General features: G+C 74.4%; 18 protein-coding genes, 2 tRNA genes and 1 pseudogene. 9 read left to right on the top strand and 12 right to left on the bottom strand.

The features are described 5' to 3' along the window. Nucleotides 1–145: 145 nt before the first annotated feature. Complete coding sequence (locus tag OO47_RS34085; RefSeq protein WP_051736407.1) at nucleotides 146–787, top strand: lytic polysaccharide monooxygenase auxiliary activity family 9 protein; 642 nt, start codon at nucleotides 146–148, stop codon at nucleotides 785–787. Here OO47_RS34085 and OO47_RS23805 read toward each other — a convergent pair. After that, a tRNA-Lys gene (locus OO47_RS23805) sits at nucleotides 753–826 on the bottom strand. The genes OO47_RS34085 and OO47_RS23805 overlap by 35 nt on opposite strands. A 97-nt stretch (nucleotides 827–923) precedes the next feature. After that, nucleotides 924–1,682 (bottom strand): IclR family transcriptional regulator, encoded by a 759-nt coding sequence (locus OO47_RS23800; protein ID WP_030210220.1) that lies wholly within the window; start codon nucleotides 1,680–1,682, stop codon nucleotides 924–926. 472 nt (nucleotides 1,683–2,154) lie between these two features. Between OO47_RS23800 and OO47_RS23795 the strand changes: the two genes are divergently transcribed. Both OO47_RS23795 and OO47_RS23790 read left to right on the top strand, forming a co-directional pair. Beyond that, nucleotides 2,155–3,264: an LLM class flavin-dependent oxidoreductase gene (locus tag OO47_RS23795; protein WP_030210222.1), complete on the top strand. Its 1,110-nt coding sequence runs from the start codon at nucleotides 2,155–2,157 to the stop codon at nucleotides 3,262–3,264. Nucleotides 3,265–3,555: 291 nt separating this feature from the next. Then, nucleotides 3,556–5,241 (top strand): glycosyl hydrolase family 18 protein, encoded by a 1,686-nt coding sequence (locus OO47_RS23790; RefSeq protein WP_030210239.1) that lies wholly within the window; start codon nucleotides 3,556–3,558, stop codon nucleotides 5,239–5,241. Nucleotides 5,242–5,388: 147 nt separating this feature from the next. On the opposite strand, the gene OO47_RS23785 is transcribed toward OO47_RS23790, so the two are convergent. After that, complete coding sequence (locus OO47_RS23785) at nucleotides 5,389–7,287, bottom strand: putative bifunctional diguanylate cyclase/phosphodiesterase (RefSeq protein ID WP_030210242.1); 1,899 nt, start codon at nucleotides 7,285–7,287, stop codon at nucleotides 5,389–5,391. A gap of 356 nt (nucleotides 7,288–7,643) precedes the next feature. On the opposite strand from OO47_RS23785, the pseudogene OO47_RS34080 reads away from it, so the two are divergent. Then, nucleotides 7,644–8,858: pseudogene (locus tag OO47_RS34080) on the top strand (M6 family metalloprotease domain-containing protein); the annotation flags it as partial. Here OO47_RS34080 and OO47_RS23770 read toward each other — a convergent pair. From OO47_RS23770 to OO47_RS23745, 7 genes are all read right to left on the bottom strand, one after another. Next, nucleotides 8,834–8,907 (bottom strand) — tRNA-Lys (locus OO47_RS23770). The pseudogene OO47_RS34080 and the gene OO47_RS23770 sit on opposite strands and share 25 nt — an antisense overlap. Then, nucleotides 8,898–9,524, bottom strand: a complete 627-nt coding sequence (locus OO47_RS34465) for a hypothetical protein (RefSeq protein WP_063831927.1) — start codon at nucleotides 9,522–9,524, stop codon at nucleotides 8,898–8,900. Before OO47_RS34465 ends, OO47_RS23770 begins: the two co-directional genes overlap by 10 nt. A gap of 287 nt (nucleotides 9,525–9,811) precedes the next feature. Next, on the bottom strand, nucleotides 9,812–10,168 hold the full coding sequence (locus OO47_RS23765) for a hypothetical protein (protein ID WP_030210249.1): 357 nt from the start codon (nucleotides 10,166–10,168) through the stop codon (nucleotides 9,812–9,814). A 376-nt stretch (nucleotides 10,169–10,544) separates the two neighbouring features. Then, on the bottom strand, nucleotides 10,545–11,876 hold the full coding sequence (locus OO47_RS23760; protein ID WP_030210252.1) for an AAA domain-containing protein: 1,332 nt from the start codon (nucleotides 11,874–11,876) through the stop codon (nucleotides 10,545–10,547). Nucleotides 11,877–11,946: 70 nt separating this feature from the next. Next, nucleotides 11,947–13,536 (bottom strand): hypothetical protein, encoded by a 1,590-nt coding sequence (locus tag OO47_RS23755; RefSeq protein WP_030210254.1) that lies wholly within the window; start codon nucleotides 13,534–13,536, stop codon nucleotides 11,947–11,949. A gap of 37 nt (nucleotides 13,537–13,573) precedes the next feature. Then, on the bottom strand, nucleotides 13,574–14,725 hold the full coding sequence (locus OO47_RS23750) for a hypothetical protein (RefSeq protein ID WP_030210257.1): 1,152 nt from the start codon (nucleotides 14,723–14,725) through the stop codon (nucleotides 13,574–13,576). Next, a complete protein-coding gene (locus OO47_RS23745; protein WP_030210259.1) occupies nucleotides 14,658–15,518 on the bottom strand; it encodes a phosphatase PAP2 family protein in 861 nt (286 codons plus the stop codon). The genes OO47_RS23750 and OO47_RS23745 overlap by 68 nt, the downstream gene beginning before the upstream one ends. A 161-nt stretch (nucleotides 15,519–15,679) precedes the next feature. Here OO47_RS23745 and OO47_RS23740 point away from each other — a divergent pair, with 161 nt between their 5' ends. Next, nucleotides 15,680–16,276 carry a histidine phosphatase family protein gene (locus OO47_RS23740; RefSeq protein ID WP_030210262.1) on the top strand — a complete coding sequence of 199 codons (597 nt, stop codon included), beginning with the start codon at nucleotides 15,680–15,682 and terminating at the stop codon, nucleotides 16,274–16,276. Nucleotides 16,277–16,285: 9 nt separating this feature from the next. Here OO47_RS23740 and OO47_RS23735 read toward each other — a convergent pair whose 3' ends face one another. Next, entirely contained in the window at nucleotides 16,286–17,584 is a 1,299-nt protein-coding gene (locus OO47_RS23735) for a hypothetical protein (RefSeq protein WP_030210265.1), read from the bottom strand. Between the two features lie 224 nt (nucleotides 17,585–17,808). Here OO47_RS23735 and OO47_RS23730 point away from each other — a divergent pair, with 224 nt between their 5' ends. Both OO47_RS23730 and OO47_RS23725 read left to right on the top strand, forming a co-directional pair. Continuing rightward, a complete protein-coding gene (locus OO47_RS23730; protein ID WP_030210267.1) occupies nucleotides 17,809–18,258 on the top strand; it encodes a hypothetical protein in 450 nt (149 codons plus the stop codon). Nucleotides 18,259–18,303: 45 nt separating this feature from the next. Next, the gene (locus tag OO47_RS23725) at nucleotides 18,304–19,167 is read left to right on the top strand and encodes a spermidine synthase (protein WP_030210269.1); all 864 of its coding nucleotides are present in this window, start codon (nucleotides 18,304–18,306) and stop codon (nucleotides 19,165–19,167) included. A 19-nt stretch (nucleotides 19,168–19,186) separates the two neighbouring features. Here the strand turns inward: OO47_RS23725 and OO47_RS23720 are convergent, their stop codons facing one another. Further along, complete coding sequence (locus tag OO47_RS23720; RefSeq protein ID WP_030210272.1) at nucleotides 19,187–19,828, bottom strand: hypothetical protein; 642 nt, start codon at nucleotides 19,826–19,828, stop codon at nucleotides 19,187–19,189. A gap of 87 nt (nucleotides 19,829–19,915) precedes the next feature. On the opposite strand from OO47_RS23720, the gene OO47_RS23715 reads away from it, so the two are divergent. Together OO47_RS23715 and OO47_RS23710 are read left to right on the top strand one after the other, a co-directional pair. Continuing rightward, nucleotides 19,916–20,617: a response regulator transcription factor gene (locus OO47_RS23715; RefSeq protein WP_030210276.1), complete on the top strand. Its 702-nt coding sequence runs from the start codon at nucleotides 19,916–19,918 to the stop codon at nucleotides 20,615–20,617. Continuing rightward, nucleotides 20,614–22,035: a sensor histidine kinase gene (locus OO47_RS23710; RefSeq protein WP_030210279.1), complete on the top strand. Its 1,422-nt coding sequence runs from the start codon at nucleotides 20,614–20,616 to the stop codon at nucleotides 22,033–22,035. Before OO47_RS23715 ends, OO47_RS23710 begins: the two co-directional genes overlap by 4 nt. The last annotated feature ends 4 nt before the right edge of the window (nucleotides 22,036–22,039 follow it).

Raw genomic sequence — 22,039 nt, 5'->3', positions numbered from 1 at the left:
TACTTGGTCCAGACCAAAACGCGTCATCGTCGTACGGCGAGGAGACGCGGAACGAAGCACGAGAAAACACCCGCACCACCCGCACCACCTGCACGCGTGCAGCACGGCCCGACAGAACCCCCCCCACGTTCTCTGGAGCGACAGCATGCGCAAGAAATCCATAGGCGCGACGGCGGTGGCGCTCGGCGTCGCCGGCGTCACCCTCCTCGGCACCGGCAGCGCCGGCAGCCACGGCTACACCGACTCGCCGATCAGCCGCCAGAAGCTCTGTGCCAACGGCACCGTGACCAACTGCGGCAACATCCAGTGGGAGCCGCAGTCGGTCGAGGGGCCCAAGGGCTTCCCGGCCGGCGGGCCCGCCGACGGGAAGATCTGCGCCGGCGGCAACGGTCCGTTCGCCCAGCTCGACGACCCGCGCGGCGGCACCTGGCCGGCGACGAGCGTCACGGCGGGACAGAGCTACACCTTCCGCTGGCAGTTCACGGCCCGCCACCGCACCACCGACTTCAAGTACTACATCACCAAGAACGGGTGGAACCCGAGCCAGCCCCTCACCCGGGCCGCCCTCGACCCCCAGCCGTTCCTGACCGTCCCCTACAACAGCCAGCAGCCGCCGGCGACCCTCTCGCACTCCGGGAACCTTCCGGCGGGCAAGTCGGGCCGCCACCTCATCCTGGCGGTGTGGACGGTCGCGGACACCGCGAACGCCTTCTACGCCTGCTCGGACGTGAAGTTGGGGCTTCTTCCGTCGGTGCGCCGCCAGGGACTCGAACCCCGGACCCGCTGATTAAGAGTCAGCTGCTCTAACCAACTGAGCTAGCGGCGCCTGCTGACAGAGAAAATACTACCTGGTCCTCCGGGGTGCTCGTGACCGCCCGCCCCGGCGGCCCCCCCGGGCCCCGCCGGGCACCCCGGGAGCGGGGTCAGAGGGCCAGCGAGAGGACCACCGGGGCGGCCCTGCGGTTGAGGGTGTCGGCCGCCGCGCGCAGCCGGTGGGCGTGCTCGATCGGCAGGGAGAGCGCCAGGCAGCCCACGGACGCGCCCGCCGTCAGCGGCACGGCCGCGCAGACCGTGCCCACCGCGTACTCCTGGAGGTCGAGCACGGGGACGGTGGCCGGCTGGCTGTCGAGCTTGGAGAAGAGGATCCGCTCGCTGGTGATGGTCCGGGAGGTCAGCCGGGCGATCTTGTGGCGGGAGAGGTGGTCGCGCCGACCGTTCTGGTCGAGCTGGGTGAGCAGGCACTTGCCGACGGCGCTGGCGTGCGCCGCCGAGCGGAAGTCCACCCACTCGTTGACCTTGGGCGTGCGCGGGCCGTCGGCGAACTGGGTGATCTTGACCTCGCCGTCGATGTACCGGCTGATGTAGACGGCCGCGCCGACGGAGTCGCGCAGCTCGGTCAGGGTCTCCTGGAGCTTGGCCTCCAGGGCCTCGCGGCGGGTCAGGCCGGAGCCGAGGAGGACCAGGGAGTCCCCGACGACGTAGGCGCCGTCGGCGACCTGCTCGACGTAGCCCTCGCGGCGGAGCATCAGGAGCAGTGAGGAGAGGTGGGCGACGGGGAGACCGGTCTCGCGGGCGATCTGGGCGTCGGTCACTCCGCCGCCGTGCCGTGAGACCGTCTCCAGGACGCGCAGGGCGTACTGGACCGAGTGGAACGGCGCGGTGGGCTCGGGCTTCAGCGCCACGGTTTCCCCCTACCAGGTTGTGACCGCAAGCTTTCGTACCACGATAACCGCCAAGGACCCTCCACGGGGCGGCTGTTGGCGAGAATGATGCGGAGGATCCGGACCCTCATCTGGGACGCGCCACTCTGGCATATGCCGATGTCACGCGTGGTCCGCAGACCCTCAGGTCAGGGGCGTGTGCCCCCGTGTTCGCGCGTCCGTTCGGACCGGTGCGGGCGGAAGATTTTCTGCGCGGAAGCGGACGCGTCCGACCCCCTCCCGGTGGCCGATAACGCACCGGAGGGGGGTGGCGGGAACCCGTCGCCGCTCCGAGGGCGCGCGAAAGGGGGGCGCGCGACGGGCGTGCGGAAGGCGTGCCGCAGGCGCGTGATGGGTGTGCGGGGGAGCGCGTGAAGGGGCGCGCGGAATAAACGGAGACCCCCTCCTGTTCTCGCCCTCAGTATTCGCACGTGTGCCGAGGAGGGTCCCGACGGTGACCGACACCATTCGAGGAGAGGCGCGGGGAACCGCGTCCGTACCGCTGTCCGTACTGGACCTGGTGACCGTCGGCAGCGGGCGGACCGCGTCCCAGGCCCTCGCCACCAGCGTCGAGCTGTCCCGGCTCGCCGAGCGGCGCGGCTTCCACCGGCACTGGGTGGCCGAGCACCATTCCATGCCCGGCGTCGCCTCCTCCTCCCCGGCGGTCATCCTCGCCCACCTCGCCGCCCACACCCGGCGCATCCGGCTCGGCTCGGGCGGCGTCATGCTGCCCAACCACGCCCCGCTCGTCGTCGCCGAGCAGTTCGGCACCCTGGAGGCCCTGGCCCCGGGCCGGGTCGACCTCGGCCTCGGGCGCGCCCCCGGCACCGACGGCGCCACGGCCGCCGCCCTGCGCCGCACCGAGGGCCTGAACGAGGGCGCATTGGGGTCTCCCCTGCTCGAGCGAAGTCGAGAGCTTGGGGAAGGCTTCCCCGAGCGGCTCGCGGAGCTGACCCGGTTCCTGGACGACGACTTCCCGGACGGGCACCCGTACGCCCGCATCCACGCCGTGCCCGGTCCGGTGCAGGGCCCGAAGGGGCGCCCGCCGATCTGGCTGCTCGGCTCCTCCGGCTTCAGCGCCCGGCTGGCCGGCGTGCTCGGGCTGCCCTTCGCCTTCGCCCACCACTTCTCGGCCCGGAACACGATCCCGGCGCTCGACCTCTACCGGGACTCCTTCCGCCCCTCGGAGGTGCTCGACGCCCCGTACGCCCTGATCGGCGTCTCGGCGCTGGCCGCCGACGAGGCGGCCCAGGCCTACCGCCAGGTCCTCTCCGGGGCCCTCGCCATGCTGCGGCTGCGCACCGGGCGGCCCGGTCTGGTGCCGACGCCGGAGGAGGCGGAGGCGTACTCCTTCAGCCCCGCCGAGCGGGAGTTCGTGGACGGTTGGCTCGCGAACGTGGTGTACGGCACCCCGGACGAGGTCCGCACGGGCCTGGACGACCTGCGCAAGCGCACGGGCGCCGACGAACTGATGCTCACGGCCAACGCGCACGGCGGGGAGGCGCGGCTGCGGAGCTACGAACTCGTCGCGGACGCGTACGACCTGCCGGAGCTCGCCGAGTAGTCCGCGCTTCCGTTCCGGGCCGGAGGCCGCCGGGTGGAACCCGGATTTCCTGGGCCGGCTGGTTCACGGTCGTACGACCCCCGGGGCCTTCCCTAAAGGAACCTTAAACCGCTCGTCACCGATGGTGGCGAGCGGTTCCGTTTTGTGCTGCACGCCTCTGACAAGGGCTTTCTCTCGCCAATTGGTCTAGTCCTCAATCTGGTTCAGACCATTGACTCACCGTTCACGCGGCGGATATCACTGCTCCAGCTCCTGTACGGCACCACCCAGTACCCCCTCCGGAGGCCGCACGTGCACCCCCGCAAGTCATTGATCGCCGCGCTCCTGAGTTCGGCCCTCGCCGCCGGCGCGCTCGCCGCGACCGCCGGACTCGGTTCCGCCCAGGCGGCCCCCACGCCGACCACCACCGCCACGGGCGACGTGCGCATCGCGTACTACGACCAGTGGAGCGTCTACGGCAACGCGTTCTACCCCAAGCACCTCGACACCCGGGGCATCGCGAGCCAGCTGGACGTCATCAACTACTCGTTCGGCAACATCCACCCCACCAACCTCACCTGTTTCATGGCCAACAAGGCCGCGGGTGACGACAACAACCCCAACGCGGGTGACGGTGCGGGCGACTCGTACGCCGACTACCAGAAGTCCTTCAGCGCGGCGGACAGCGTCGACGGCGTCGCCGACAAGTGGGACCAGCCGATCGTGGGCGTCTTCAACCAGTTCAAGGAGCTGAAGGCGAAGTACCCCCACCTGAAGATCAACATCTCGCTGGGCGGCTGGACCTACTCCAAGTACTTCCACGACGCGGCCAAGACGGACGCGAGCCGCAAGAAGCTCGTCTCCTCCTGCATCGACCAGTACCTCAAGGGCGACCTGCCGGTCGAGGGCGGCTTCGGCGGACCGGGCACGGCGGCCGGCATCTTCGACGGCATCGACATCGACTGGGAGTACCCGGGCTCCTCCGGCGGCCACCTGGGCAACCACTACGGCCCCGAGGACAAGCAGAACTTCACCCTCCTGCTCGCCGAGTTCCGCAAGCAGCTCGACGCCTACGGCGCGGCCAACGGCGGCAAGAAGTACCTCCTGACCGCGGCCCTCCCGGCCGGCCAGGACAAGATCAAGTACATCGAGACGGACAAGATCGGCGCGTACCTCGACTACGCGAACATCATGACGTACGACATGCACGGCGCCTGGGACGGCGACGGGCCGACGTACCACCAGTCCCCGCTGTACCCCTCCCCGAACGACCCGACCGACCCGATCGCGCCGGGCACCGAGAAGTACAGCATCGACACGGCCATCGACTCCTGGATCGACGGCAACCCGGCCTACGGCATCGCGGGCGGCTTCCCCGCGAACAAGCTGACCCTGGGCTACGAGTTCTACTACCGCGGCTGGAAGGGCGTCCCGGCCGGGACCACCAACGGCCTCGCGCAGCCCGCCACCGGCGGCTCCGGCGCCCGCCCGCTCAGCCAGCAGGCCGGCATCGCGCACTACAAGGAGCTCGGCGGCATCGTCGACAACGCGTCGAGCACCTTCTGGGACGACCAGTCGAAGTCCTCGTACTTCTACAAGAACGGCGAGTTCTTCACCGGCCTGAACCATAAGTCCATCCAGGCCCGCGTGGACTACGGCAAGCAGCGCGGCCTGGCCGGCGCGATGATGTACTCCCTGCTCGGCCTGGACGAGAACGCCACCCTGCTGAAGCAGATCAACACCGCGCTCGGCGGCACCACCACCCCGCCCACCACCCCGCCGACGACGCCTCCCACGACGCCGCCGACCACCCCGCCGACCACGGAGCCCCCGGCCGGCTGCGGCTCGCTCCCGGCGTACGTCGCCGGCACGGTCTACAACACCGGCAACCAGGTCTCCCACAACGGCCGCAAGTACAAGGCCAAGTGGTGGACCCAGAACGAGGCCCCCGGCACCACCGGCGAGTGGGGCGTCTGGCAGGACCTCGGCGCCTGCTGAGCGCCCGTCCCCCGCTGAGCCCCCCATGACCGCTGCCCCCGCCCGGAATGTCCCTCCGGCCGGGGGCAGTTCCATGCGCGGGGACGGCCCCGCCCGGGACGGCCGCCCGGGCGGGGCCGTCGCGCGTACGGCTCCGGGGCGCGCCGCTCAGGCCGGCAGCGGCTCCGCGCCGATCAGCTCCGCGATCCGCTCCGGGGCCACCGCCCGCGAGTACAGCCAGCCCTGCCCCGTGTCGCAGCCGATCCGCCGCAGCCGGCTGGCCTGCCCGGCGGTCTCCACGCACTCGGCGGTGACCGTGAGCCCCAGCCGGTGCGCGAGCTGCACGAGCGCCTCGACGATCAGCTCGTCGGCCGCGTTGGCGTGCTCCTCGTCCTGGAAGCCGCGCACGAACGAGCCGTCCAGCTTGAGCACGGAGACCGGGAGCCGGCTCAGATAGGCGAGGTTCGAGTAGCCGGTGCCGAAGTCGTCGATCGCGATCCGCACCCCCATGTCGCTCAGCGCCTGGAGCGCCTGGAGCGGCCGGCCCGCCGAGCCCATCACCGCCGACTCGGTCAGCTCCAGCTGGAGCAGGTGCGGGGCGAGCCCGGTCTCCGCGAGGATGCCGGCCACGTCCGCGACCAGGTCGGAGTCCCAGACCTGCCGGACGGCCACGTTGACGCTCACGAAGAGCGGGCGCTCGCGCGGGTGGTCCTTCTGCCACTGCCGGGCCTGACGGCAGGCGGTGCGCAGGATCCAGCGGCCCAGCTCCACGATGGAGCCGTCCTCCTCGGCGATCCCGATGAACCGATTCGGCGGGAGCGGGCCGAACTGCGGGTGGTGCCAGCGCACCAGCGCCTCCACCCCGCGCACGGCCCCGTCGGCCAGGTCCACGAGCGGCTGGTACTCCAGGGCGAACTCCCCGCCCTCCACGGCCGGCCGCAGGGTGGAGGAGAGGGCCTGCCGGGTCATCCGGTGGGCGTTGCGCTCGGGGTCGAAGAGGGTCCAGCGGGCCTTGCCGTCCGCCTTCGCCCAGTACAGCGTGGTGTCGGCGGCCTGCATCAGGGCGGTCGCCGTCGTCCCCCGGCCGGAGCGCTCGACCACGCCGATGGAGGCGGAGACCGAGAGCCGCTGCCCGGCCAGGTCGAAGGGCTCCTGGAGCGCGTCGAGCACCGAGCGCGCCAGGTCCGCCAGTTGCTCGGTGCCGGTGGAGTCCTCGACCAGGATCGCGAACTCGTCCCCGCCGAGCCGCGCCACCAGGTGGCCGCCGCCGCGGGTGTGGCCGTCGCCGGCCGCGCATTCGGTCAACCGCCTGGCGACGGCGGCCAGGAGCCGGTCCCCGACCCGATGGCCGAGGGTGTCGTTGATCGCCTTGAAGCCGTCGAGGTCGAGGTAGCAGAGGCCGATCCGCCCCGTTCCGCCATAGCCGTACGACTCGTACGACTCGTGTGACTCGTGCGGCTCCCGGGGTGCGGCGGCCTCCTCCAGGGCGGCCGCGAGGCGCTCGAAGAAGAGGGTCCGGTTGGGCAGCCGGGTCACCGGGTCGTGCATCTGGAGGTGGCGCAGGCGCGCCTGGAGCTCGCGCCGGTCGCTGATGTCCGCGATCGACAGCAGGACCCGCCGCCCGTCGGGCACGGGGGAGACGGTGACCTCGGCCCACAGCGAGCGCCCGTCGCCGTGCTTGAGGCGGCGGGTGCAGCGGAATCGGGAGCGGCGGCCGCGCAGCACCTCGCGGTACGCGTGCCAGGTGCGCCCGTCGGAGGCGAGGTCGACCAGGTCGGCGGCGGACTGCTCGCGCAGCGCCCCGGCCTCGGTGCCGAGGAGGGCGCCCAGGGAGTCGTTGGCCGCGACGACCACGCCGTCCCGGTCGACGAGGGCCATGGCGAGCCGGGCGGCCCGGAAGGCGGCGCGGTAGTCGCGGAGCTCGGCGTCCCGACGGTCGGCGCCTCCGCGCCCGACGTCCTCGCGCCCGACGTCCTCGTGCCCGGCGTCACGCTCCGTGAGGGCGGGCGCGGCCGTGTGTGTCTCCGCCGGCTCTGGGTGCACCGGTCCTTCGGGGGTTCCGCTCACCGCTCGCTCCCGTAGTGCAGTCGGGCCGGTCGCATCGGGACGGGACGGTCGGCCGAGGAAGAGTGAGCCGATCATAGGGCCAGGCCGGGCGGCCGTTCCAGCTCCGGGGTGCTCCCGGAGGCCGTCCGGCGCTGTGAGGATCCCCACCGGACCACCCTGCCCGATCGTTTCTGCCCGGCTCTGACACGGGTCGATGAAGGGGTGACCGATTGTGACTTTCCGTGAACCTTTTCTCGTCCGTGTCGCGTCGACGCGGCACCGCGCACTCACCCGACCGGGGCAATGGAAAAGTGCGAAATTAAGCAAATCATCACAAGGTGGGTGAGGTGTCCCGCATTCGTGATCCGGAGGTCCACGTGAGGGGTCAGCAGCCACCCGGAGGAGCGGAGCGGCGCCCGCGGCTGCGCGCCGGCGCGGCCGCCTTCACCTCGCTCGCCGCCCTGGCCGCCACCGGGCTCGTCGCGGGCCCCGCCGTCGGCGTGCCCGCCGCGAACCCCTGCGCCCTGCCCCGCACCCAGGCCCACCACTCGCTCGGGCTCGACACCTGGAACGGCTCGTACCCCCGCCCGGACCGGGACCTCGACGCGGTCATGGTCTTCCTGTCCTTCCCGGACTCCGAGCCGCTCACCACCCCGGCCGAACTCGCCGCCGACCACTTCCCCGGCACCAGCGAGTTCTTCGCGCGCGCCTCCTACGGGCGCTTCACCCTGACCCCGCACGCCCGCACGACGTGGACCCCGATGCCCCGCGAGTCGGGCGCGTACGACATACGGCGGGACTGGGCCGCCGGGAAGCGGGCCGAGTACCTGCGCGACGCGGTCGCCGCCGTCGACGCGGACGTGGACTTCTCGCAGTACGACATCGTCTACCTGGTCGCGGACCCGGACGCGCCGGGCGTGGACTCCGACGCGACCAAGGTCGTCAACCTGGACCGCCCGCTGGAGGTCGACGGCACCGAGATCCGGCGGGTCGTCACGGTCTTCGAGAGGCACCCGCCCGACCGCAACGTCCTGGCCCACGAGACCGGCCACGTCTTCGACCTGCCGGACCTCTACCACCGGCCGGAGGACGGCAAGGGCGACTGGGACACCCACGTGGGCGACTGGGACGTCATGGGCAGCCAGTTCGGACTCTCCCCGGACCTCTTCGGCTGGCACAAGTGGAAGCTCGGCTGGCTCTCCCGCGCACAGGTGACCTGCGTCCAGGGCGCGGAGCCCCGGGTGGTCGGCCTGGAGCCGACCGACGCCCCGGCCGGGGACGGCGGCGCGCTCGGCACCCGGCTCGCGGTCGTCCGCACCGGCCCCGACAGCGTCCTCGTGGTCGAGGCCAGGACCGACGCCGGGAACAACACCGAGACCTGCACCGAGGGCGTGCTCGTCTACCGGGTGCGGGGCACCACGGCCTCCGGGGACGGCCCGGTCGAGGTCGTGGACGCGCACCCGCGCACCGAGGCCTGCTGGGAGCGCTCGGTCTACCCGCCGCTCGCGGACGCCCCGCTGGAGGAGGGCGAGACCCTCACCGTGCCCGGGGGGGCTTCTTCCGTCGGTGCGCCGCCAGGGACTCGAACCCCGGACCCGCTGATTAAGAGTCAGCTGCTCTAACCAACTGAGCTAGCGGCGCCTGCTGACGTCGTAGACATTAGCACCCGGATCGGCGGGAGGAAAAATCGATACCCGCACGTCGGCGGCGGAGGTCGCCCGGACGGCCCGCACGCAGGCCCAGAGCACGACCTCGGGGCCGGGCAGCCACGGATGGAGGGTGTCGGGGGCGACCAGCCAGCGGGGCCCGGCGGAGCCGGAGGGCACGAGCGGCGGCACGGTCACCGCGTCGCCGAGTCCGTGGCAGAGCGGCCGGGGCACCTCCTCGCTCCACTCCTCCCAGTCGAGCAGGGCGGGCAGCCGCTGGGCCGTGCCGGGCGCGGCGAACAGCATCATCCGGCCCCGGTGGACCGCGACGGGCCCCGACCCCGGGCCCTCCGTCCACAGCTGGTCCAGCATCCGGCGCCCGAAGACCGGGTCCACGTTGACGACGTCGAAGACCGTCCCGCAGGGCAGCGCGGCGGGCGAGGTCGGCCGGGACTCCCAGCGGGCGAGCGCGGTCCCCCGTCCACCGGCGGCCGAAGCCAGCCAGGAGGCCCCGTCGGCGGTCACCCGGGCCGTCTGGTGCCGCCCCTCGTCGCCCTCCCGGAGGAACCGGAAGATGTCGTGCGGGGTCTCTTCGCGCAGCCACGTCGTCATGCGTCCAGGTGTACCGGGAGTGACGGAACGGTTTCCGAGGGTTCTCGAAATCCCGGACAGCAGGGGTGCCGGGGGAGTATCGTGCGCCCTCGGCATATGCCAGGGGTGGTTTTTCGGTCAGCACGCGCGCCTCCGGCCATGTGCGCCCCCGCCTCGCGCCCCCACGCCCCAGAACGACGGCTACGCGCCCCGCGCCCTCGCGAGCCCCGGTGCCGCCCCGCTCGCTCTGCGGCTCACTCCTCCGCCGACTCGCCCGCCCGGCGCCGTCCAGCTCGCCCGGCGGTGGCTCAGTCCTCCGTCGGCCGCCCGTCCGCCCGGATGAGGTCGCGGCCGAACTCGATCATCTTGCGGGCGTAGTCCTCGGTCCACCGGGCCCGTTCGGCGACGTCCGCCACCTCCAGCCGGTCGAACCGGCGCGGATCGGCCAGCTGCGCCGCCGCGATCGCCTGGAACTCGGTCGCCCGGTCCGCCGCGGCCCGGAACGCGAGCGTCAGCTCGGTCGCCCGGGACAGCAGCTCCCGGGGGTCCTCCAGGGACTCCAGGTCGAAGAAGTGCTCCGGATCGGCGGACGCCTCGGCAGGCTCGAAGATCAGCGGCGCCGGCCGAAGCCGCCGCTGCCCGCCCCGCTCCGCGGATTCCGCCATCGTCGTTCTCCTCTTCGCGCAGGTCTCGTACGGGTCTCGCACAGGCGCGCCCCCGCGCGGGCACCGCCGCGCACGGACACGGCCCGGAGTCCCGGGCCGTCCTCCATTGTCCCGCGCCCCGCAAGGGCGCGAACTCCGGGCCGCGCGCCCCCGCGCCCCGTGTCAGCCGTCGAGGCCGCGCAGCAGCCGCAGCCCGCCGAAGAACTCCTGGTCGCGGTCCACCCCGCGGGCGTCGCGCGCGGTCTCCGTCAGGCGGAGGCAGCGGTCCTCGGGCGGCGCGACGACCGCCCGACCGGAGCCGGAGCCGGGGCCGCGGTCCTCGGGCGGTGCGACGACCGCCCGACCGGAGCCGGGGCCCCGGTCCGCGCCCGGCGGATCACGGCGTCCAGACCACCCGGTGCTCCTCCAGGTGGGAGAGGACCGCGTGGTTCGCCTCCCAGCCGTCCGGGAACGACACCGCCGCCCCCAGCTGGACCGGATCCGTCGACGGGTGCTCGTCCAGGAGCTCCGCCACGCCCGCGCGGCACACCACCACGCACGCGTGCCGGTGCCGGGAGGCCAGGACGCACAGGCGGCCCGTCTCCAGGTGGAAGGCGGTCGCGTCCGGCCGGCCGGACAGCGGGTGCAGGACCACCGTCACGTCGTACTCGCGCCCCTGGAGCCGGTTCGCGGTGTCCACCGTCACCCCGGACACTCCCAGCTCCGCGAGCGCCGCCCGGACCGCCGCCGCCTGGTCGCGGTGGGCGGTGCCGACCGCGATCCGGTCCGGCGTCAGGGGCACGGGGGCCTCCGCGCGCTCCGAGACCGCCGCCCCGCCCCGGTCCAGGAGCCGCCGCACCACCAGGGCGATCGCGCCCACAGCCTCCGGGTCGGTGCGCGGGGTGTGCCGGGCCGGGAGCTCCAGCAGGCCCCAGCCCGACTCGGCCGCCTCGTCCAGGACCCGGTCCGGGCCCGAGCCGTCCGACGGCACCCCGAAGGACAGCTTCCGGTCCCCGTGCCCGGTGCCGCTGCGGAACGGCGTGTACGGGTAGAACGCGTCCGACACCAGCGGCGCCGCCGACGCGGGCAGCCGCCAGGAGACCGGAAGCCGGTGCTGCGGCAGCTCCGGGTTGTGCGCGAGCAGGGTCGAGACCGCGCTCGCCGACGGGTCGTACGCCAGCCCCGCCCACTGCTCCGCGCCCACCACCGAGAACGGGTCCAGCTGCCCCGGGTCGCCCACGAACAGCGCCCGCTCGAAGAGCCCCGCCACCGCGAGCAGCGCGTCCGACCGCATCTGGTACGCCTCGTCCACGATCGCGTGCGTCCACGGCTCGACGTTCTTCACGTGCCCCCACTTGGCGGCCGTCGAGAGCACCACCGGAAGCCCGGCCAGATCGCCCGCCTTCGCCGACTTCCGTACGTTCTCCAGGTCGTCCAGCGCCTTGTCGTACGGGTCGGAGTCGCTGGAGTGCAGCCGGCCCACCTCCAGGTCCGGCTCCTTCTCGGCGAGCCGCAGCACCAGATCGTCCACCTGCGCGTTCGTCTGCGCGACCACCATCAGGGGCCGCCCGGCCGCGGCCAGTTCGAGGGCGGCCCGCACGACGAGCGTCGACTTGCCCGCGCCCGGCGGGGAGTCCACGACCACGCCCCGCGAGGTGCCGTGCAGGGTGTCCGCCAGGATGGCGGCCGTCGCACGGCCGGCCTCGGCGGAGGGGTCGAACACGGTCACGGCACGTCCTCGGGCATCACGGGATCGAACACGGTCACAGGGGCGAGCACGGTCACAGGGGCGAACACGCTCACAGCACGTCCTCCGGGGTCACGGGGTCCGGCAGTTCCACGGCGTCCGCCCGGGGCGGGCCGCCGTGCGTCCAGGGCGTCTCCTCCGGGTCCGGCAGCTTCGGCCCGCCCCGCTGGTCGTGCTCGAAGAGCGTCCAGGCGATCCGCTCGCCCTTCTCCGGCACCGACCCCTCCGCCGGCTCCCTGGACCGGCCCATCCGGTCCAGGACCCGCAGCACCAGCGAGCCGTCCTCCTCGTACCGCACGAACTCCGCCGTCTGCGGCTTTCCTTCGAGCGAGCGGTACACCCTCACCCGCTCGGCCAGGTGCGGCCGGTCGTCCGTGCGGACCGTGAGCAGCGGCCGGGGCGCGGGCCGCTTCGACTCCGTCCACGCCATGGTCACCTCCACCACCTCCGCCGCGAACGCCTCGCCCGCGAGCCGCCGCCCCGCCAGGACCAGCGGGTCGTCCAGGGCCTCCTGCGCCTCCAGCTGGCCCTGCGCCTGCTCGCGGGCCGCGAGCTTCTGCGCCGCCGTCACCGCGTCGTCCCGGCGCGGCTGCGGCGGCTCGCCGGCCGCGACCCGGTCCCGGTGGGCGGTGAAGGACCAGCGGTCCCGGGTCCAGCGGTCCTCGACCCTGGCCCCCTCCGGCAGCTCCCGCAGCAGCCCGATCGCCCGCCACACCGCGTCCCACGTCGGCTTCAGCTGCGAGACGACGAGCCGGCGCACCTCCCGCTCGGCCGCGAGGAGTTCGCCGAGGGCCCGCTCGGCCGCCTCGGGGTCCTCGGCCGCGCCCGACGCCTGCCGGGCCCGGTCGTACCGCTCGATCGCGGGCGCGAGCAGCCGGTTGTCGAAGGCCGGGTCCGTGGCGGGCCCGGCCGGCGGGCAGAAGAGCTGCCCCCGCTCGTCCCGGCCCGCCTCGGCCCGCAGCGCCCCCTCCCGGCCCGGCACCCCGTCCGCCGGGTCGATCCAGGCGAGCAGCGCGCCCAGGTGCTGGTCCTCCAGGGAGGACTGGCCGGTCGCCCAGTGCCGGTTGAGCAGGTCCGTCGCCGCGAGCAGCAGCGAGGAGCCGGGCACCCGGGCCCGCTCCCCGAAGTGCGTCAGCCAGCGCCCGAGCAGCGGCACGCGCGGCGGCGCGGGGAACGGCGTCTCCGGGTCCTGCTCGGCCGTCCGCCGGAACCGCGTGGACCGCCCGAGGAGCCGTACGTACTCGATGCCCGCCCGGCTCGGCACGATCAACTGCGGCGCGTCCGCGCACAGTTCGACCTCGACCCGCACCTTCTTGCCGGTCTCGGCGTCCGTCTCGTTCCTTTCCACCAGCTCGACGACGTCCGTGAACGCGTCGACGTACGGCAGGACCTCCTCGGCCAGGTCCGCGAGGAACGTGAACCGCAGGTCCCGGTCGCGGGGCTGGGGCACCACCAGGAGCCGGGGCTCCTCGGGGTCGGTGCCGACGAGCGCGCCCAGCGGGGCGCCCGCCTCGCCGGCGGTGGTCAACGGCACCAGGACCAGCGGCCGTTCGGACACGCGCCGGTGCCGCACGGTGGCGAGCGGCTGCGCCCGCCCCGACTCGACGGCCTCCATCCGGGCCAGTGTGGAGATCAGCGACATGCGAGGCCCTCCCGGGGCGCGGTGCGGGAGAGGGGCGTCAGCAGGGGCATTCGACGTCCTCCCGGGGAGTGCGGGCGGGCGCCGAGGCCAGCGCCTCCTCGCGCAGCGCCCGTGCCCGCCGCAGGGCCGCCACCGCCGGGTCGTCCGGGTCGCCCGCCTCGCCGCGCGCCGCCGCCAGGACCGCGCCGACCGTCGTCAGGCCGCCCAGCTCACCCCGTACCGAACGGCCCAGGGTCTCCACCGCGCCCGCCTCCCGCGAGCGCGCCCGGCAGTGGAAGGCCAGCTCGCAGGCGGCCAGGCACTCCGGCGCGTACTGGTGGGGCACGGACTCCACCGACGCCGTCAGCTCCTCCGGAGAGCGCTCCGCCACGTCGAAGCTGACGCCCTCCGGCAGGGCGGCCGCGATCTCGTCGATCCGGGTGAGCCGGTCCAGCTGGCGCCGCGTCACCGACCGCTGCTTGCGCACGTCCACGACCGAGGCCGTCGGCACGTTCGAGAAGTCCTTCGGGCAGACCAGGAGCACCGAGTGCGCCACCCGCGCCCCCTCCGTCACCGCCGCCACCCGCTCCAGGGCCAGCACGTACACGGCGGCCTGACGGGCCGCCGCGCCGACCTTCGCCGCGTCGGCCGAACCGTCGATCGTCGGGAAGGACTTGATCTCGACCACCGTCCACCCGCCGTCCGGCCGCACCACCACCGCGTCCGGCTCCAGGTAGACCGGCGACCCCGCCACCTCCAGGGCGAGCAGCGGGTGGTCGAGCAGCGTCCACCCGCCGGCCCCGGTCGCCTCGCGCAGCGCGAGCGCCGTACGGGCCACCCGGCCCTCGGGCCCGGCCGCCGACAGGTCGGGCACGGACACCCCGGCGGGCTCCTCCACCCCGAGCAGCCGCAGCAGTTCGCGGCCGCCGTCCGCCTTCACCTTCGCCTCGAAGGAGTTGCCCCGCACGATCGCGAACTGCGACTGCCCGAACGGGGCCGGGGAGCCGAGCTTCGCGGCGAGGGCGGACTTGTCGACCCCCGCGCCGTCGAGCAGGGCGCGCCGCCGGCAGCCGGGGTTGGCGGCGAGCGCCGCGAGCGCCCGCGCGTCCAGCGGACGCGGTGGGACCCCCGGTCCGCGCAGCTCAGCGAGCAGGTGTCGACGTGTCGTCTGCGGCGGTCGCGACGGACCGCTGTCCGGGGATGTGCTCACCCGCGAAAGTCTCGCATCCCCCACTGACAACCGGAGGGGCTTCCCCCGTTCCTCTGCCTGCTCCCGCCCTCGCGCGCAGTCGGTCCACCACCCGCAGCGCGTGCGGCGCGAGCAGGAACCCGGCCCCCATCACGGCCGCCCCCGCGACCGCGTCGAGCAGGTAGTGGTTGGCCGTGCCCATCACCACCACCGTCGTGAGCAGCGGATACGCGACCCCGAGCGCCTTCGGGAGCGGAGTCCGCCCGTACCGCCACAGCATCACCCCGCACCACAGCGCCCACCCCACGTGCAGACTGGGCATCGCCGCGTACTGGTTGGTCATCCCGCCGAGCCCGCGCGGCGCGCTGGCCTCGCCGCCCCACCAGCCGTACGCGCTGAAGTGCGCCATCGTGTCGGTGAATCCGTGCGCCGCGTCGAGCAGCCGGGGCGGGCAGGTCGGAAGGAGCGTGAAGCCGACGAGCCCGAGCAGGGTGGCGGCCATCAGCCACGCGCGGGCCGCCCGGTAGTGCGCGGGCCGCCGCCGGAACAGCCACACCAGGACCGCCGGGGTGACCAGGTAGTGCAGCGAGGCGTACGCGAAGTCCGCCGGGATCCCGAGCGCGGGGACGTCCGTGAACAGCCGGTTCAGGGGGCGCTCGGCGTCGATCCCCAGCAGCCCCTCCAGGCGCAGGATCGCGAGCCCGTGGTCGACGGCCTCGGCCTCGTCGCCCCGCACGAGCAGCCGCCCCCCGGTGTAGGCCGCGTACACGACCCCGATCAGCGACAGCTCGGCCCACCAGCGTGGCTTGCGCATCGACAAGGTCCCCCTCCCGTCAGGCTTGCTCCCGTCGGGCGTACGGCCCGGGGGAGGGGACGCCGGGCGGCGCCCGGGGGTTGCCCGCGTGTCGCCCCGGATTCGGGTGGGTGATGATGGAAGGAGCACGTCCGCACCGCGAACCTCTGGAGAGCCTTCCCATGGCACCGCGCATCCTGCTCGCCCGGCACGGCCAGACCGAGTGGTCGCTCCTCGGCCGGCACACCGGCAGGACCGACATACCCCTGCTCGAAGAGGGGCGGCGCGGCGCGAAGCTGCTCGGCGAGCGCCTGCACCGCGACCCCTGGCGGGGCCTGCCCGGCACGGAGGTGCGCACCAGCCCCCTGGTCCGGGCGAGCGAGACCTGCGCCCTCGCCGGCTTCGGCGACCGGGCCGAGCCCTGGGACGCCCTGATGGAGTGGGACTACGGGGCGTACGAAGGGCTCACGCCGCCCCAGATCAAGGAGCGGCAGGCCGACTGGTTCATCTGGCGCGACGGCGTCCCGGACGGCGAGACCCTGGCCCAGTTGTCGGACCGCGCCGACGAGGTCGTGGAGTGGGCCCGCTCCGCCGACCGGGACGTCCTGGTCTTCGCCCACGGGCACATCCTGCGCTCCATCGGCGCCCGCTGGCTCGGCGAGGACGTGTCCTTCGCCGCCCGCATCCGCCTCGACCCGACCAGCCTCTCGGTCCTGGGCTGGGCGTACGGCGACCCGGCGATCGAGCGCTGGAACGACACCGGGCACCTGGAGCAGTAGCCCCTCGGTTCAGCGGAGGACCGCCAGCGCCCGGCCCGTCTCCGCGAGGAGTGCGCGGATGCGGGCCGAGGCGATGCCGTCGAGGGAGTCCACCACCCGCCGCGCCTCCGCCGCCGCCTCGTCCGGACGGCCCGCGTGCGCCAGGTCCCTGGCGAGCTGGGCGCGGTAGAGCGCGAGGTTCCGGGCGAAGTGCGGGTTCTGCAGGACCGTGGCCCGGTGGGCGTGGCGGACGGCCCGGCCCCGGTCGCCGAGCACCGACCAGCACTGGGCCTCCTGCGCCTCCCGCTCCGGCTCCCCGAAGAAGGACATCCACTCGGGGTCGTCGTCGGCCGGGCCCCGGTCGAAGAAGGCGTGGGCGCGGCCGAGGGCCTGTTCGCAGGCGGACCGGTCGCCGAGCGCCGCCCACCCGCACGCCTCCCGCAGCGAGAGCAGGGAGAGCAGCCGGGCCGAGCCCAGGGGCTCCGCGGCCCGCCGCCCGGCCTGCGCCGCCCGGACCGCCTCCCGGTACCGGCCGGTGTCCCGGGCCAGGAACGAGGTGTTGCAGAAGGCGTGCGCCTCCAGGGCCGCGTTCCCGGAGTTTCCGGCCACGCGCGCGGTGGCCAGGGCCTCGGCGTAGTGCGAGCGCGCGTCCTCGTGCCGGCCCGAGTCGTGCGCCAGCCAGCCGACGGAGAGGGAGAGTTCGCCCGCGCCCGCGTGCAGCCGGTCCTCGGTGGAGCGGCGGGCCGCCGTCCCGGCGTCGAGCAGCGCGTACGCGGTACGGAGCGGCTGGGCGGCCGCCTTGTAGAGCCCGTCGGCGCCGTGCCGGTCGTCGAGCAGCCGGATCCGCCGCACGGCGTCCTCGACGGCCCGCACCTCGGTCTCGCCGATCCGGTGGGTCCCGCGGGGGCTGGGGATCGCGACGGCGGGGCCGCCGAGTCCCAGCGAGGCGGCCGCCAGGGTGGCGGAGCCGCTCGTCATGAATGCGCGACGCAGCACGTCGCTCTCCTCATCGTTCCGGGTCGTGGAGGCGGCGGGGGACGAGGCCCCGGCCGGGACGGTCTGCCGCCGGCCGCGCACCGTCTCCCGCGCGGAGAAGCCCAGGTCGGAGAGGCCGAGTCCGGGGAACATGTGCAGGAAGACCCGCTCGTACGCGTAGTTGGGGCAGCGGATCTCGCCCGCCTCCACGCGCCCGATGTAGCGGGCGTCGCACGCGACCTGTTCGCCGATCTCCCGCGCCGCCCGGCGGACGGCCGCGGCGAACTCCGCCGGCGACTGCTGTCCGCGGAGCCTGCGGAAGGCGAGGTTGGGAACTGCCCGTGACATCGCCATGGCCGAGCCCTCTCCTGGTGCTGCCGGGTGGTCCGGCGGCAGAAACGTACCCGCTGTGACCGAATGACTACGCGGAGTTTGGCTACAAATCGGATATCTCGCCTGCGATCTGCCATGAACTGCCATCCTTTGCGGCGGGAAACCGCCGTAGCCGTTGACGCGCGCGGGCGTTGAACCGTAAGGAGAGACGGAACGTGTCTCCTCATGGAGCGAGGAGGGTTCCCATGTCGGAGATCGGTTCACAGTCGGCCGCCCGGCCCGCGCCCGCCCCGGGCGCCGACGCGGAGTCCGCCGCCGGAGCCTGGGACCTGGTCACCGTGCCCGTCCGCCAGGGCCTGGAGGCCGTCGACATCCTGCGCCGCACCGGCGCCCCCGCCGTCGGCCCGGTGGTCCACGACGGCACCTGCGACACCCTGGGCTTCCTGGTGCCGCCCGGCACCGCCGCCGCCTGGGACGTCCCGGGCAGCGCGTGTACGCGCACCTCGGGGCGGGGCCTGCGCCTCCCCGAGCTGCCGGAGCTGCCCGAGCTGCCGGAATCCGCCGGCGGCGCCCCCCGCCCGGCCGGCTGGCTGCTCCCCCCCGGCGACACCGACCCGGTCACCGACCCCGCCGTCCTGCGCCGGGCGCTCGGCGAGGCGGCCCGGCTCATCGAGGCGGCCGACGGCTGCCGCTGAGCCCCTGACACGCGGGTCGCGGTCCGATCGTCCGATAATGGACCGATGGCCAGGAACAAGCAGCGCGACCGGGCGGCAGCGGCCCCCGTCTCCGAGACCGTCGACGGCGGCCTCGCCGAACTCGTCCCCGACCGGGAGCGCCCGCGCGCCTGGACGCTGCTCCTCGACGGCGCCCCGCAGTCGCACGTCGACCTGGACGACCCGACGCACCTCTCCTTCGAGTACCAGCGGCGCCTCGGCCACGTCGCGGACCTCGCCGCCCCGCCGAACCGCCCGCTCCAGGCCGTGCACCTCGGCGGCGGCGCCCTCACCCTCGCCCGGTACGTCGCCGCGACCCGGCCCCGCTCCACCCAGCAGGTCGTGGAGCTGGACGAGGCCCTGGTGCGGTTCGTCCGCCGGGAACTGCCGCTCGACCCGGGCGCCCGGATACGGGTCCGCTCCACCGACGCCCGTGCCGGCCTCGCCAAGGTCCAGGACGGCTGGGCGGACCTGATCGTCGCGGACGTGTTCGGCGGAGCCCGTACCCCCGCCCATCTGACCAGCACCGAGTTCCTCGCCGAGGTGCGGCGGGCGCTGCGGCCCGGCGGCCTCTACGCGGCGAACCTGGCCGACGGCCCGCCGCTGGCCCATCTGCGCGGCCAGATCGCCACGGCCGCCGCCGTCTTCCCCGAACTGGCCCTGGCCGCCGACCCGACCGTGCTGCGCGGCCGCCGCTTCGGCAACGCGGTCCTGGTCGCCTCCGACCGGGAGCTCCCGGTCGCCGAGCTGACCCGCAGGGTCGCCACCGACCCGCACCCGGGCCGGGTCGAACACGGGCGCGCCCTCGCCGACTTCGCCGGGGGAGCGGCCCCGGTCACCGACGCGAGCGCCAAGCCGTCACCGGCCCCGCCCGCGTCCGTCTTCCGCTGAGCCGCCTCCGGCCGGGGCGTCAGACCGCCCGGTCCTCGATCTCCACGCGGGGCGCGGTGTCGTGCCACACGCAGAAGACCGACAGCTCGCGGCCGTCCCGGGTGAAGGTCACCCGGATCCAGGTCGTCTGCTTCCACACCTGCATCTGCCAGCCCGAGGCGGGCGTCGCGGAGACCAGTTCGGCCGAGGCCTCCCCGAGGTCGAAGGCGACCCGGCCGCCGTCCACGGCATAGCTCTTCACGTTCGAACCGGAACCGGAACCCGAGCCGGAGCCCGGCCCCGGGCCTCCGCCCGCGTCCGGGCCGGAGTCCGTCCGCGGCGGCGGGGCCGCCGGGGTCTCCGCCGTCCGGCTCGGGCGCCGCGACGGAGTGCCGGAGGGCGTTCCGGACGGGGTGGCCGAGGGCGTCGGGCCGGTGCTCGGCCCGGTCGCCGGCGCGGTGGACGCGGACGGCCCGCCGGGCCCGGGGTGGCGGGTCGAGGAGGTCAGCGGACCGGTGTCGGGGTCGTGCGTCCCGTCCGCGGCCCAGAGCGGCACGGGCAGCGCGCGCGGCGGGTCGTACACGGTTCCGGACAGCACCGTGTGCACTCCCCACCAGGACAGGGTGACCGCCGCGCCGGTGGCGAGTGACCAGGCCAGGGCGTGAACCAGTCCTCTTCGCACCGGCCCATACTGCACCACCCCCGGCTGTTCCGGATCAGGGGGTGAACATTGTCGGATGATCGGCCCGTATGGCGTACGGTGCCGCCCATGGCAAGTGTGCTCGTGGTCGAGGACGACCAGTTCGTGCGCTCCGCCCTCATCCGGCAGCTCTCCGAGGCGTCCCACACGGTACGGAGCGTCGGCACGGCACTTGAGGCGTTGCGCGAGGTCGCCCATTTCCGTTTCGACGTGGTCATCCTCGACCTCGGACTGCCCGATCTGGACGGGTCCGAGGCGCTCAAGATGCTGCGCGGCATCACCGACGTGCCGGTGATCATCGCGACCGCCCGCGACGACGAGGCCGAGATCGTACGGCTCCTCCACGCCGGGGCCGACGACTACCTCGTGAAGCCCTTCTCGGTCGACCACCTCTCGGCCCGGATGGCCGCCGTCCTGCGCCGCGCCCGGTCCGGCGCCGGCGAGGCCCCGCCCTCCCGGGTCATCCGGGTCGGCGGGCTCACCGTCGACCCGCTGCGCCGCCAGGCGGAGCTGGACGGCACGCCCCTGGACCTGACCCGGCGCGAGTTCGACCTGCTCGCCTTCCTCGCCGGGCGGCCCGGCGTGGTCGTCCCGCGCAAGGAGCTGCTCGCCGAGGTGTGGCAGCAGTCCTACGGCGACGACCAGACCATCGACGTCCACCTGTCGTGGCTGCGGCGCAAGCTGGGCGAGACGGCCGCCCGGCCCCGCTACCTGCACACCCTGCGCGGGGTGGGCGTGAAGCTGGAACCGCCCGGGGAGCCCCGGCCGTGAGATGGGCGCTCGTCAAGGTGTGCCTGGCCGTCACCGCCATGGTCGTGGTCGCCTTCGCCGTCCCCCTCGGGCTCGTCGTCAAGGAGATGGCCCGCGACCGGGCCATCTCCAACGCCGAGCGGCGGGCCGCCGGGCTCGCCCCCGTCCTCGCCATCACCACCGACCGCGACGAGCTCGGCAAGGCCGTCGCCACCACCGAGGACGGGGCCGCCGGCCGGCTCGCCGTCCACGTCCCCGCCGAGGTGCCGGGCGGCGCGCCCCTGAAGACCGGGACCAGCCGGGCGGGGGAGGAGGCCCTGACGGCCACCCGGGAGCTCGGCCGCGCCTCCCTCACCGAGGTGCCCGGCGGCTTCGCGCTGCTCCAGCCCACCGCGCTCAGCAGCGGCCGGGTCGCGGTCGTCGAACTCTTCGTCCCCGAGGGCGACGTGTCCAACGGCGTCGGCACCGCCTGGCTGGTCCTCGCCGGGGTCGGCGCCGCCCTGATCGTCGGCTCCGTCGCCGTCGCCGACCGCCTGGGCGTCCGCATGGTCCAGCCCGCCCAGCGGCTCGCGGGCGCCGCCCACGACCTGGGCGAGGGGCGGCTCGGCGCCCGGGTCCCCGAGGAGGGGCCGCCGGAACTCAAGTCCGCCGCCGTCGCCTTCAACTCGATGGCCGACCAGGTCGTCCAGCTCCTCGCCAACGAACGGGAGCTGGCCGCCGACCTCTCCCACCGGCTGCGCACCCCGCTGACCGTCCTGCGCCTCAACGCGGCCTCGCTCGGCTCGGGGCCGGCCGCCGAGCAGACCCGCGCGGCCGTCGAACAGCTGGAGCGCGAGGTCGACATCATCATCCGCACGGCCCGGGAGGCGAAGCCGCAGACCCAGGCGAACGGCCCCGGCGCGGGCTGCGACGCCGCCGAAGTGGTGCGCGAACGCATGGACTTCTGGTCGGCGCTCGCCGAGGACGAGGGGCGCCGGGTGCGGGTCGCGGGCGTCGAGCGCCCGGTCCGCATCCCGGTCGCCCGGCCCGAACTCGTCGCCGCGCTCGACGCCCTCCTCGGCAACGTCTTCCGGCACACCCCGGAGGGCACGGCCTTCTCCATCGACGTCCACAACGGCGAGGACGCCGTCATCGTCCTGGTCTCCGACGCGGGCCCCGGCATCGCCGACCCGGCCGCCGCCCTGGCCCGGGGCAACAGCGGCACCCGGGACGGCTCCACGGGCCTCGGCCTCGACATCGTCCGGCGCGTGGCGGAGGGCACCGGCGGCGACGTCCGCATCGGCCGCTCGGTCCTCGGCGGTACGGAGGTGCGCGTCTGGATCGGCCTCGGCGGCCGCGCCGGAGCGGGCGGCCCGACCGGCCCGCACGGCCGCCGGGGCCACCGCCCGGCCCGCCGCAGACGCGGGGGCACGGGGACGCGACGGGCGAAGGAGGCCTGACCTC

Origin of the sequence: Streptomyces bikiniensis (assembly GCF_000716625.1) — a bacterium.
GTDB classification, from domain to species: Bacteria; Actinomycetota; Actinomycetes; order Streptomycetales; family Streptomycetaceae; genus Streptomyces; species Streptomyces bikiniensis.
Note: the sequence above shows the minus strand (reverse complement) of the source record. Positions and strands in the feature narration are given on the sequence as shown.

Bases quoted from the DNA above. Each gene is read 5' to 3' on its own strand.
- OO47_RS23715 (WP_030210276.1), top strand. From the start codon at position 19,916: ATGGCAAGTGTGCTCGTGGTCGAGGACGACCAGTTCGTGCGCTCCGCC.
- OO47_RS23745 (WP_030210259.1), bottom strand. From the start codon at position 15,518: ATGCGCAAGCCACGCTGGTGGGCCGAGCTGTCGCTGATCGGGGTCGTG.
- OO47_RS23740 (WP_030210262.1), top strand. From the start codon at position 15,680: ATGGCACCGCGCATCCTGCTCGCCCGGCACGGCCAGACCGAGTGGTCG.
- OO47_RS23755 (WP_030210254.1), bottom strand. From the start codon at position 13,536: ATGTCGCTGATCTCCACACTGGCCCGGATGGAGGCCGTCGAGTCGGGG.
- OO47_RS23730 (WP_030210267.1), top strand. From the start codon at position 17,809: ATGTCGGAGATCGGTTCACAGTCGGCCGCCCGGCCCGCGCCCGCCCCG.
- OO47_RS23725 (WP_030210269.1), top strand. From the start codon at position 18,304: ATGGCCAGGAACAAGCAGCGCGACCGGGCGGCAGCGGCCCCCGTCTCC.
- OO47_RS34465 (WP_063831927.1), bottom strand. From the start codon at position 9,524: ATGACGACGTGGCTGCGCGAAGAGACCCCGCACGACATCTTCCGGTTC.
- OO47_RS23735 (WP_030210265.1), bottom strand. From the start codon at position 17,584: ATGGCGATGTCACGGGCAGTTCCCAACCTCGCCTTCCGCAGGCTCCGC.
- OO47_RS34085 (WP_051736407.1), top strand. From the start codon at position 146: ATGCGCAAGAAATCCATAGGCGCGACGGCGGTGGCGCTCGGCGTCGCC.
- OO47_RS23765 (WP_030210249.1), bottom strand. From the start codon at position 10,168: ATGGCGGAATCCGCGGAGCGGGGCGGGCAGCGGCGGCTTCGGCCGGCG.